Raw genomic sequence first — 11,216 nt, 5'->3', positions numbered from 1 at the left:
CCCCCCGGGGCGGGCACGCCGATACGCCTCAGGTGGAAGTCGATGTCGAGTTCGTCGTCCTCCACGAACCACGGCCGGTCCAGCCCCAGCCGGGCACCGCTGACCCGCCAGCGCAGCTGGGGCAGTTGCGGTAGCCGCTCGATCAGTAGTTGACGGACCAGCTCAAAGCTGTAGTTCGGTGCCTTGCTGGGATCCAGGATCGCCAGACCACCGATGTGCATGTGCCAGCCGGCCGTTTCGGCCGACCAGAACGCCGCGTCGACGCCCGAAAGTCGCTGCATCGCCCGAGACTAACCCCACAACGCTGGTCATCGGACCCGGATCGCCGGGAATCTAACCGTCGGCCGTCACGTGCTTGGCGTGCACCTCGTCGGCCGGGCGGGCTTCGGTCTGCTCCTTGGCCCAGCGGTAGTCGGGCTTGCCGGCCGGGGAGCGCTTGACCTCGTCGACGAACCACAGGCTGCGGGGCACCTTGTAGCCGGCGATCTCGGTGCGCGCGCAGGTGTTGATCTCCTCCAGGGTCGGCCGGGCATCCCCACGCGCCTGCACCACCGCGGCGACGTGCTGGCCGTAGCGGGCGTCGGGCACCCCGACCACCAGGGCGTCGAACACGTCCGGGTGTGTCTTGAGGGCGGCCTCGACCTCCTCGGGGTAGATCTTCTCGCCGCCGGAGTTGATCGACACCGAGCCGCGGCCGAGCATGGTTACGGTGCTGTCGGCCTCCACCTGTGCGAAGTCGCCCGGGATGGCGTAGCGCACCCCGTTGATGGTTTTGAAAGTCTCGGCGGTCTTCTTCTCGTCCTTGTAGTAACCGACCGGGATGTGGCCGCGCTTGGCGATGATGCCGCGCACCCCGGAGCCCGGCTGGACCTCGTTGCCGTCCTCGTCGAGCACCACGGTGGTCTTGTCGATGGTGACCCGCGGCCCGCCGGTGTGCGCCTCGCCCTTAGCGACGACGCTGGTGCCGCCGAAACCGGTCTCACTCGACCCGATCGAGTCGGTGATGATCCGGTTGGGCAGCAGCTCCAGCAGCTTCTCCTTGATGCTCGGGCTGAACAGCGCCGCGGTGGAGGCCAACAGGAACAGCGAGGACAGATCGTATTCTTCACCGGCGGCCTGCGCGGCCAGCAGCGCGTCCAGCAGCGGACGCGCCATCGCATCACCGGTGAAGAACAACAGGTTCACCTTGTGCTCGTGGATGGTGCGCCACACCGCGTCGGCGTCGAACTCCGGTGCCAGCACCACGGTTTGGCCGCTGAACAGCGACATCCAGGTCGCCGACTGGGTGGCGCCGTGGATCATCGGCGGGATCGGGTGACGGACCATCGGCGGGTTGGCCGCGGCCTGCTTGGCTAGGTCGTATTCGTCGGCGACCGGCTCACCGGTGGCGAAGTCGGTGCCGCCGAACAGCACCCGGTAGATGTCCTCGTGCCGCCACATCACGCCCTTGGGGAACCCGGTGGTGCCGCCGGTGTAGAGCAGGTAGATGTCGTCGGCGCTGCGCGGCCCGAAGTCCCGCTCGGGCGAACTCTGCGCCAGCGCCTGTTCGAACTCCACCCCGCCGTAACGCTGGAAGTCCCCGTCGCTGCCGTCCTCGACCACCAGGATGGTCTTGACCGCCGGCGTGTCGGGCAGCACGTTGGCGACCCGGTCGGCGTACTGGCGTTCGTGCACCAGCGCAACCATGTCGGAGTTGTCGAACAGATACCGCAGCTCGCCCTCGACGTAGCGGAAGTTGACGTTGACCAGGATGGCGCCGGCCTTGACGATGCCCAGCATCGCGACGACGATCTCGTTGCGGTTGCGGCAGTACAGGCCGACCTTGTCGTCCTTCTTGACGCCCTGGTCGATCAGGTAGTGGGCCAGCCGGTTGGCCTTCTCCTCCAGCTGCGCGTAGGTCAGCTGTTCGTCGCCACAGATCAGAGCCACCCGATCCGGCACGGCGTCGATGGCGTGTTCGGCGAGATCCGCGATGTTGAGAGCCATGCCACACAAACTAGAACGTGTTACATTTCGTTTTCAAGTCGAGGCCACCACCCGGAAAGGCGGACGCCGGTGAGCGAGTCGTCACAAGAGCCCCACGCCCTGGTTGAACAGCGCGGATACACGCTGATCGTCACGCTGAACCGGCCGGAGTCCCGCAACGCGCTGAGTGGCGAAATGCTGGCGATCATGGTCGAGGCGTGGGACCGGGTGGACAACGACGACGAGATCCGCTCGTGCATCCTGACCGGCGCCGGCGGCTACTTCTGTTCGGGAATGGACCTCAAGTCGGCCAACAAGAAGGCGCCCGGCGACTCCTTCAAGGACGGAAGCTACGACCCGTCGCGCATCGACGGCCTGCTCAAGGGCCGGCGGCTGACCAAGCCGCTGATCGCCGCGGTGGAGGGCCCGGCGATCGCCGGCGGCACCGAGATCCTGCAGGGCACCGACATCCGCATCGCCGGACAGAGCGCCAAGTTCGGCATCTCCGAGGCCAAGTGGAGCCTGTATCCGATGGGCGGCTCCGCGGTGCGGCTGGTCCGCCAGATTCCCTACACGATGGCGTGCGATCTGCTGTTCACCGGCCGGCACATCACCGCCGCCGAGGCCCTGGAGATGGGCCTGATCGGGCATGTGGTGCCGGACGGGGAGGCGCTGACCAAGGCGCTGGAGATCGCTGAGCAGATCAACAACAACGGTCCGCTGGCGGTGCAGGCGATGCTGCGCACCATTCACGAGACCGAGGGCATGCACGAGAACGACGCCTTCAAGCTCGACACCCAGATCGGGATCAAGGTGTTCTTGAGCGAGGACGCCAAGGAAGGGCCGCGCGCGTTCGCCGAGAAGCGCAAGCCGGAGTTCAAGAACCGCTGATGAAGATCGCGGTCACCGGCGGCACCGGCTACCTCGGCGCCCACACCGTCAAGACGCTGCTGGAAGCCGGGCATTCGGTGCGTCTGCTGGTCGCGCCGGGCTGCGGCTCCGAGCCCGTCATTCCGCGGTTGCGCGAGCTGGGCGCGCTGGAGGTGCTCGACGGCGACATCCGCGACGCCGACGTCGTCGGGCGGCTGTTGGACGGCTGCGACTCGGTGCTGCACGCCGCCGGGGTGGTCGGCACCAACGACCGCCTGGAAAAGCTGATGTGGGACATCAACGCTTACGCCACCGAAGCGATCCTGACCCGCGCGGTGGCCGCCGGCCTGGATCCGGTGGTGTCGGTCAGCAGCTACAGCGCGCTGTTTCCGCCGCCCGACGGTGTCATCGGCCCCGACTCGCCCACCGTGCCTGGGCGCAGCGCCTACGCCCGCACCAAGGCCTACGGCGAGCGGGTGGCCCGCCGGCTGCAAGACGAGGGTGCACCGGTGGTGGTCACCTACCCGTCCAGCGTGGTCGGACCAGCGTACTGGACCGCTCCCGGTGTCACCGAGCGGGGCTGGGCGCCGATCGTGCGCTATCGGGTGGCGCCGGTGGTGCGCGGCGGGATGGCGATGGTCGACGTCCGCGACATCGGTCTGGTGCACGAGGCGCTGATGCGGCCGGGCCGCGGCCCGCACCGCTACCTGTGCGGCGGGATCATGGTCGGCTTCGACGAGATGATCGCCGCGGTGGAGGTCGGTTTGGGCGCGTCGGTGCGTCGAATCCGGGTCGCGCCCAGTGTGTTCAAGAGCATCGGGCGGGTGTCAGATATGGCCAGCAAGCTGCTGCCGCTGCCCGAGTCGCTGAGTTACGAGGCGGCCTGGCTGTTGACCTCGGCCACCCCGACCGACGATTCGGCGACGTTGGCCGATTTGGGCCTGGCGTGGCGTTCGCCGGTGGACGCAATTGTGGAGTCGCTGCGGGCTCTCCTCCCCTCCTCGCCGAACGTGTAGCCACTGCGAAAATCCGGCCGGATTTTCGCAACCAGTACACGTTCGGCGCTTGTGTCAGTGCTCGTTGGCAGGCTTCCGCCATGGCGACACCGTTCCTGGGCAGCGAGGCCATCCGAAGCGGCCGGTTGACGCCGTACGCCTTGCGGAGCCGATTCGTCGCGATCCATCCGGACGTTTATGTTCCAGCCGGTACTCGACCCACCGCGGTATTGCGAGCCCAAGCCGCATGGCTGTGGTCGCGGCGACGCGGCGTCGTCGCGGGCCAGTCGGCCGCCGCGCTGCACGGCGCGAAATGGGTCGATGACCACGCACCGGCGGAGCTGCTCTACGACTGTCGCCGGCCACCCAAGCACATCCACTCCTGGTCGGACCGCGTCGGCGAAGACGAGGTGCAGGTGATCGGCGGCATACCGGCGACATCGCCGGCTCGCACCGCATTGGACCTGGCCTGCCGCTATCCCCAGGTCAAGGCCGTCGCGGCCATCGATGCCCTCGGGCAGGCCACCGACCTCAAGATCACCGACGTCGAGTTGCTGGCCGAACGCTACCGGGGACGCCGCGGGATCTGTGATGCCCGAATCGCGCTGCCGCTCGTCGACACCGGTTCTGACTCACCACGGGAATCCCGGCTGCGACTGTTTCTCATTCGATCCGGCTACCCGCCCCCGCAGACACAGATCCCGGTTTACGACGAATGGAACCAGCTTGTCGCGGTCCTAGACATGGGCTGGGAGGAGATCATGGTCGGCCTCGACTATGAAGGCGAACATCACCGCACCAATCCACGGCGCTTCAACCAAGACATCCGACGCCACGAGACGGTGACGGGGCTCGGCTGGATCGACCTGCGGATCACCCTTGAAGACACCGAAGGCGGCATCCTCGGCCGGGTCGCGGACGCCTGGGCGCGACGAGCGTGTACTCCCAGCGATTTTCGGGCGCGCTTTTCGCGCTGAGTACACGCTCGGCTACGCGAGCACCGGCTTGCTCGGCGTGAACACCACCGGCATAGATACCGGGCCGCTGACAAAGTTCGCCGGACGCAGCGGCACCTCGGCTCCCTCGGCCAGGCGCAGATCCGGCAGCCGCTGCAGCACCCGCTCGGTCATCAGCGAAAGCTCCAGCCTGGCCAGCTGGTTACCCATGCAGAAGTGGGTGCCGAAACCGAACGCGAGATGGCTGTTGGGGTTTCGCTGAATGTCGAACCGATCCGGCTCGTCGAACACCGCCTCGTCGAAGTTCGCCGATTCGAACAGCAGCATGATCTTCTCGCCCTGCTGCAGCTGGGTGCCGTAGAACTCGGTGTCGGCGGTCAACGTGCGGCACATGTTCTTCACCGGCGAGGTCCAGCGCAGCATCTCCTCGATGGCCCCAGGCAGCAGGCTCGAATCGGCACGCAGCATCTCCCACTGATCACGGTGGCGCAGCAGCTGTTCGGTTCCGCCGGACAGTGTGTGCCGGGTGGTCTCGTCGCCGCCGATCAGAATCAGCAGGGTCTCGAAGATGATCTCGTCATCGGACATCACCGCGCCGTCCACCTCGGCGTTGACCAGGACGGAGAACAGGTCGTCGGTGGGTTCGGTCCGGCGTTTGACGATGATGTCGCGGGTGAATTCGGTCCAGCCTGCGAACGCCTCCATGACGGCCTGGAACGTCGCCGATGCCGGATCAAGGTGTGAGCTCTGCCCCGCCACCAGGTCGTCGGACCACTTCAACAGCTTCGAGCGATCTTCGGGCAGGACGCCGAGCATGTCGCCGATCACCGCCATCGGGAGCGGCGCTGCGATATCGCGGACGAAGTCGCACTCACCCCGCTCGCAGACCGCGTCGATCAACCTGTCACAGAGTTCCCCGATGGACGGCAGCTGGGCATGCACCCGCTTGCGGGTGAAGCCGGCGTTGACCAATTTGCGGCGCACCAGGTGTTCCGGGTCGTCCATGTCGATCATGTAGGGCATGCCCGGCTGGTCGGGCCGGATGCCGCCGGTGCTGGAGAACAGCTCGGGGTTGCGCTCGGCGTCGATCACCGCGGCGTAGCTGGCCGCGGCGGCCTGCCCGTTGCGGTCCCGGAACACCGGCTCGTGCGCGCGCATCCACTTGTAGGCGGCGCGCGCTCCGCCGTCGGAGTAGAAGGTGCCGTCGGTCAGATCGACGTCAGGCTTGATCGTCGGCTTCACATCGGCCATTACCTCGGTCATCAGCGTCCTCCGGATTACAGTGGGCGTCATGGCTCTTTCGCAGCACACCATCGCTGGCACTGTGCTTACCATGCCCGTCCGCATCCGTCAGGCAGATGTGCATAGCGCGATGTTCTCGGTTCCGGCGGACGCCGCACAGGCGATGATCGACTACAGCGGCCTGCAGGTCTTCCAGCACCGGCCGGGGCGGGCCGTGGTCAACCTGATGCTGGCCCGCTACATCGACGGCGATCTCGGTAAGTACCACGAATTCGGCACCGCGGTGATGATCAACCCGCCGGGTTCGTCAGCCAGCGGTTGGCGTGCGCTGGGTTCTGCCGGCGCGTTCATCCACCACCTACCGGTGGATCAGGCATTCACCCTGGAGGCCGGACGGACCATCTGGGGTTTCCCGAAGATCATGGCGGACTTCACCGTTCGCGACGGAAAGCAGCTGGGTTTCGACGTCGCCGCCGACGGCCAACACATCGCCACCATGGAATTCGGGCGCGGTCTTCCGGTGCCGGGACTTTTCACCGCCCGGCCACGCACTCTGCGCGCCTACAGTCACCTCGACGGTGTCACTCGCGAGATTCCTTGGGAGATACGGATTTCCGGCGTTCGCGGGGCGTTGGGCGGTACGACGCTGCGGCTAGGCAGCCACCCGTACGCGCGCGAGCTGGCCGCGCTGGGCCTGCCGAAGCGGCCGATGATGTCGTCGACGGTCGGGCGGGTTGAGATGACGTTCGGGGATGCCGACGTGATCAACCGCTAGCGGAGTCTGTCGCCGGTGATCGGCGGCGGGGGCGGCGGCTCGGCAACGTCGAAGCCCTGTGCGGCAAGCCATTTGGGGGCGTCGTCGCTGCTGCCGGCGAAGTCGAGAAGCTGTTGGATAACCCTGACGATTTTCGCTACTGCGGCACGACTGGCCCCGGCGGCGTCGCTGTTGACTCGGTCTTTTATGGCATTGAGCTGGCTGAGCTTGTCGTCATCCGGTAAGGCGGAGGACGCTGCTTCGTTGCAGGCTTGATCCCCGGCTTCGCAGATTTCGGTTAGCCGTGTGCGTAGGTGGGTGACCGCGGCGGCGGCTGTCGTCCACGCATTCTTCTTGTCCGCGGCGCTCATGCGCGCCAATGTTTCTGACTCCAGCAATAGGTTCAGGCCGGCCATTGCCACGCCGCAGGGCGAACCGTCCGGGGCATTCATGCGACATGCCTCGCGACGGTGACCGCTTGATGCCAGGCCAGGTGATAGCGGGCGAGTTCTTCGCTTCCCTCGATCAGGGCGTCGATGGCCGCCAACAGCATCCAGTCAGCGACGTCCCGGGGCAGGTGGTGAGGGTAGGCCGACAGCACCTTGGTTGCGGTGTCGGTGACGACGTTGCGGAATCGTTCAATTTCGTTGTCGGCGACACCGGATCTGCGGGCCATCGCCCGCGCAACGGTCTGCACGATGCGCGGCAACCGGGTACTGGCTCCGGCGACGTCGATTAGGGTCGGCCCCAGTTCGTCGACCTGCTGGCCATAACGGGCGCGCTCCCCGGCGCCAGGAAGCGGATCGCCGGGGCCGGCTTCAGCTACATAGGTGTTGGGCTGATGTGTTGCGGTGGCGATGACCGCGCCAAGCAGATCAATAACGCTCAAGTCGTGACGGCGTTGGGCAGGAGCGAGCAGGGTGACTCCCGGCGGCAATAGAACCCCGGGCGGGACCCAGCCGCTGGCCAGATCGGTCACCAGCACGGTGGTGGTCTCGTCGTCGTGCAGCCCGGCAGCCCAGGCGAGGTTTGGTGCTTGACGCGCTACCGCATCGACCTTGCGCTGTAGGTCTTCCTGCTCGGCCATGCGTTTTGCGGCGGTGCCGGCTCCGGCCCCGACTGTTCCTCCGGCACCCATGCTGCCCGCTAGCGACGCACCCGACTGGCCGCCGGTCCCTGAGGCCGGCTTGCCGGGCGCGGGACGATCGGCCGAGGACGCAAGGGTGGTCCCGCCGGACGTCGGGGTCGTGGGACCGCCGGGGGAGGGCGATGACGTAGGCGCCGCCGGTCCGGCTGGAACTGCTGGCACAGCCGGGCTAGCGGCTGCCGCCGGGCGCAGATCTGCGCCGTAGCCGGGCAGCGGGCCCGACGGCGTTGCTGTTGGGCCGGGGCTGATCGGCGCTGATGGTACCGAGGTCGGCCCAGCTGTCACGGGAGCGGCTGCGGGTGCCGCTGCCGTCGCTCCCGTGGTCGAAGCCGCCGGGGCAACCTCCGGACCGGAGCCCGTCAGATTTCCCAGATTGCCGAGCATCCCGCCCGCCATGGGTGTCACCGATGGTGAGGGCGGCACCTGCGGACCTGACGACTGACCGAATCCACCGGTCCCGGTGCCCCCTTGTGCCCATGGTGGTGGACCGCCCGGCGCTCCCGGACCAGCCGGTCCGCCGGGTGTACCCGATGCGAATGCTTGGCTCAGACCGCCGCCCTGGAGGCCCTGCGGTGTAGCCCCGGGCCCACCACCACCGCCGCCGAGCGGCATCGAGGAGGTCAGGGGTGATGTACCGCCAAAGCCACCACCCGAACCGCCGCCACCGGATGCGCCCCAGCCGCCGCCCCCCGTGAACCCAGGGACACCGCCCGGCGACCCGCCCATATTTCCGCCGTTGCCGCCGCCGCCTGGCCCACCACCTGTCGCCCCACCACTGGTACCGCCGCCACTTGAACCACCACCCGTGGCGCCACCACTGATACCACTGCCACTCGAGCCGCCGCCCGCGCTAACGCCATTCAAACTGCCGCCTGTGGCGCCACCGCTGGTACTGGAACCGCCACCAGCCGTACTGGCGCCTGCGGTACCACTGCCACCACCGACCGTGTTGCCGCCGCTTGAACCGGTGCCGCCACCTGAGTTGTTTGCGCCTGCATTACCGGTGCCTATTCCACCGGTCCCGCCGCTCGTGATGGGGCCTGTAGTAACGCCCGTGTTGTCACCACCCGCTGCGCCACCGTCACCGCCGGCCCCGCCCCTCGTTGTTGTACCGATACCGCTGCTCGTGTTGCCGGCGCCCGCTGCGCCACCGTCGCCGCCGGTTCCGCCAGTGGTTGGAGATCCGCTGGCGCCACCCGCGCCTCCGTCAGCGCCGTTTCCGTTCGTTCCGGCGGTCACCGGGGTGCCGGTTTCGTTGCCGTACTGGCCGCCAGCACCACCGTCATGGCTTTGTGCCCTGGCCACCTCGTCTGGCGTTAACGGCTGTCGCGGCGGCGGGACATCGAGATCAGCGCCGTTGCCTTTCAGCCAATCGCGGGCGTCGGCGTCGACACCCGTTTCATCAAACATCTGCTGGGTGGCGTCAACTATTGAGGTGATCGTGGTCGCTGCAGCGTCGCGAGCCTGCGAGTTCGCTTTCCAGATCACGCCGTTAATCTCGCCGACTTTCATTAGCTCGTCTTCATTTTTTTTGAGAATTGTGTCGATTTCGTCGTTGCCTGCCTTCGCGATACTAGTTAGCCTGGCGCGCAGATCGTCTACGGCTTTGGCAACGCTCTTGTTCGCTTCACTCTTAGTACGGCAATGATTGGCTACATCGAGGAGGCGCTTTCTGCCGAGCCGCAGGCGCGTTAGCATGTCCTCAGCAGTGTGGCCGCTGTTCCGTTGGCCTAGCAACGTAATAAGATTGTTGATACCTCCAGCTTCACGCTGTTTAGCCTCCATATGACCAGACCAAAACCCGACGGCGGCGGCTGGACGGGTCGGCGGCGCAGGCCACCACAAACCGATCAGCATCCGTGTGAACGGCCCGGAGTCAGGAAGGTCAGTCACCGCACAATCCCTGCATGACGCTTCCCTTGGCGTTCGTGCCATCAACCGCCGCCTGGAAGCGCGGATCATCTCCGCCGCGACTGCCGAGCGCTGTTTCGTTCCGAAATGCAGCGGCCAGCGCCTGTGCAGCATCGCGATATTTAGCATCCAGTGCCGGGATTCCTGCCGCAATCTCAAGGATCGCCGCGCCGTTGGTCTCAGCAATCCGCGCCAGTGCCGCATTGTCGGTCGCGTGGCTCTCGACCCGTACAGCATAGACAGCCAACTCGTACTGCTCGCAAAGCTGCTTCTTCGCTTCAGCCTTCTGCGCGGAAGTATAGGTCGGAGTTGACCCGGGCCCGGACCGGGTCAGTGCCACGATCAATGCCGCCGCAGCAATGACTACGGCCACCGCGGCCAGTGTCGCGGTCAGCCAGTTGCGGGATCGGACTGGTGCGGGCGGTGCGGGCCAGGGTTGTGTCATGGTCACGTCACGGATCGTATCTCCGGGTGCCGATTCTTCGCTTACATCGTTGCTTCGCAGGGGAGGCCAAAGACGTCGATGTGCTGCACGCGCATCGGTGTCGCCAGCTCCCACCTGCCGCTCAGCAGCGGGCCGTCGTGCCAGACCTACGCACCAGATCACAGCGATCAAGCGTGTACACCAGTTTCCGGCGATTCCGCTGCGCTTTGCTCGCATGACCGAGGCCCCATCGCAGGTCAGCCCGGAAAGGCTGGCGGCGTCAGCGTCTCGATGTCAGGCGTTGGCCGCCGGATTTGCGGTCGCGCCACCGGCCGGGGTCGCCTCGAATTGGCAGTCCAGCGCGGCCGCGGTCAACAGAGCCGATAGGCGTGCTGGTAAGGCAATCACGGGTTCAGCGGCGCGAATGCGGGCCACCGCCACCAAGCTCACCGCCGCAGCCGCCGGTTACGAAGCGCACGAGACCGAAGCGGTTCACCGGTTTTCGCAGCTACCGCCGCGGGGGCCGGTGCTGGCCTGATGGCCGATCTGGCGGTGGCGGTGCCGAGCCTGTCGCAGGCGGAATTGGCCAGCCTCGAATGTCTGTGCCGCACAAGACGCTCCCTGCCCGACACCAACCTACAACCCCCCACCGACAAGTCAGCCTCTCTTACTTTTCATACAGAAATGAGCCGCCTGTCTGCCGAGCATCCACGTGCTCGGCAGCCAGAACCAGTGCCGCAAGCTCGCAGTCATGTGCCACCGTTTCGCTAGATGGGCTCGCCGGTGGTCGAGTACACCGTCCGTGCTTGCGAAGCTATCGACACCGACGCCCATCTCTGGGCCACGCCACGCGCAGTGCCAACGAAACAGTGCCCGCCCGCCCGGCGATGTCTCCTATCTGCTCGTCGCGCGGTCCCCGCCGCCGCTGCTTTATGATCCGTTCGAAGTCGTA

The 11,216-nt window shown here is 66.6% G+C and carries 11 protein-coding genes; 5 read left to right on the top strand and 6 right to left on the bottom strand.

What is annotated here, in order from left to right; translation table 11 throughout:
- On the bottom strand, positions 1–281 hold a 281-nt coding region (locus tag A5771_RS16420), incomplete at its 3' end, for a wax ester/triacylglycerol synthase family O-acyltransferase (protein WP_234783075.1).
- 52 nt (positions 282–333) lie between these two features.
- Entirely contained in the window at positions 334–1,986 is a 1,653-nt protein-coding gene (locus tag A5771_RS16415; RefSeq protein ID WP_064856215.1) for an acyl-CoA synthetase, read from the bottom strand.
- A 69-nt stretch (positions 1,987–2,055) separates the two neighbouring features.
- Between A5771_RS16415 and A5771_RS16410 the strand changes: the two genes are divergently transcribed.
- The 3 genes from A5771_RS16410 (at position 2,056) to A5771_RS16400 (ending at position 4,807) form a co-directional block, all read left to right on the top strand.
- Positions 2,056–2,856, top strand: a complete 801-nt coding sequence (locus tag A5771_RS16410; protein WP_064856214.1) for a crotonase/enoyl-CoA hydratase family protein — start codon at positions 2,056–2,058, stop codon at positions 2,854–2,856.
- Positions 2,856–3,851 (top strand): NAD-dependent epimerase/dehydratase family protein, encoded by a 996-nt coding sequence (locus tag A5771_RS16405; RefSeq protein WP_064856213.1) that lies wholly within the window; start codon positions 2,856–2,858, stop codon positions 3,849–3,851. The genes A5771_RS16410 and A5771_RS16405 overlap by 1 nt, the downstream gene beginning before the upstream one ends.
- An 80-nt stretch (positions 3,852–3,931) precedes the next feature.
- Positions 3,932–4,807, top strand: coding sequence for a hypothetical protein (locus A5771_RS16400; RefSeq protein WP_064856212.1), 876 nt, complete (start codon positions 3,932–3,934; stop codon positions 4,805–4,807).
- A gap of 12 nt (positions 4,808–4,819) precedes the next feature.
- On the opposite strand, the gene A5771_RS16395 is transcribed toward A5771_RS16400, so the two are convergent.
- Positions 4,820–6,049: a cytochrome P450 gene (locus tag A5771_RS16395; protein WP_109401163.1), complete on the bottom strand. Its 1,230-nt coding sequence runs from the start codon at positions 6,047–6,049 to the stop codon at positions 4,820–4,822.
- A gap of 28 nt (positions 6,050–6,077) precedes the next feature.
- Between A5771_RS16395 and A5771_RS16390 the strand changes: the two genes are divergently transcribed.
- Positions 6,078–6,803 (top strand): acetoacetate decarboxylase family protein, encoded by a 726-nt coding sequence (locus tag A5771_RS16390; protein WP_165606115.1) that lies wholly within the window; start codon positions 6,078–6,080, stop codon positions 6,801–6,803.
- On the opposite strand, the gene A5771_RS16385 is transcribed toward A5771_RS16390, so the two are convergent.
- The 3 genes from A5771_RS16385 to A5771_RS16375 all read right to left on the bottom strand — a co-directional run bounded on the left by A5771_RS16385 (position 6,800) and on the right by A5771_RS16375 (position 10,285).
- The gene (locus tag A5771_RS16385) at positions 6,800–7,234 is read right to left on the bottom strand and encodes a hypothetical protein (RefSeq protein WP_131808927.1); all 435 of its coding nucleotides are present in this window, start codon (positions 7,232–7,234) and stop codon (positions 6,800–6,802) included. The genes A5771_RS16390 and A5771_RS16385 overlap by 4 nt on opposite strands.
- Positions 7,231–7,920, bottom strand: a complete 690-nt coding sequence (locus A5771_RS24110) for a DUF5631 domain-containing protein (RefSeq protein WP_064856209.1) — start codon at positions 7,918–7,920, stop codon at positions 7,231–7,233. The genes A5771_RS16385 and A5771_RS24110 overlap by 4 nt, the downstream gene beginning before the upstream one ends.
- A gap of 1,894 nt (positions 7,921–9,814) precedes the next feature.
- Positions 9,815–10,285, bottom strand: a complete 471-nt coding sequence (locus A5771_RS16375) for a hypothetical protein (RefSeq protein WP_064856256.1) — start codon at positions 10,283–10,285, stop codon at positions 9,815–9,817.
- A 214-nt stretch (positions 10,286–10,499) separates the two neighbouring features.
- On the opposite strand from A5771_RS16375, the gene A5771_RS23105 reads away from it, so the two are divergent.
- Positions 10,500–10,802 carry a hypothetical protein gene (locus tag A5771_RS23105; protein WP_131808926.1) on the top strand — a complete coding sequence of 101 codons (303 nt, stop codon included), beginning with the start codon at positions 10,500–10,502 and terminating at the stop codon, positions 10,800–10,802.
- Positions 10,803–11,216 lie beyond the last annotated feature (414 nt).

This window comes from Mycolicibacter sinensis, from assembly GCF_001667375.1.
GTDB lineage: Bacteria > Actinomycetota > Actinomycetes > Mycobacteriales > Mycobacteriaceae > Mycobacterium > Mycobacterium sinense_A.
This window is presented reverse-complemented; position numbering and strand designations above follow the sequence as displayed.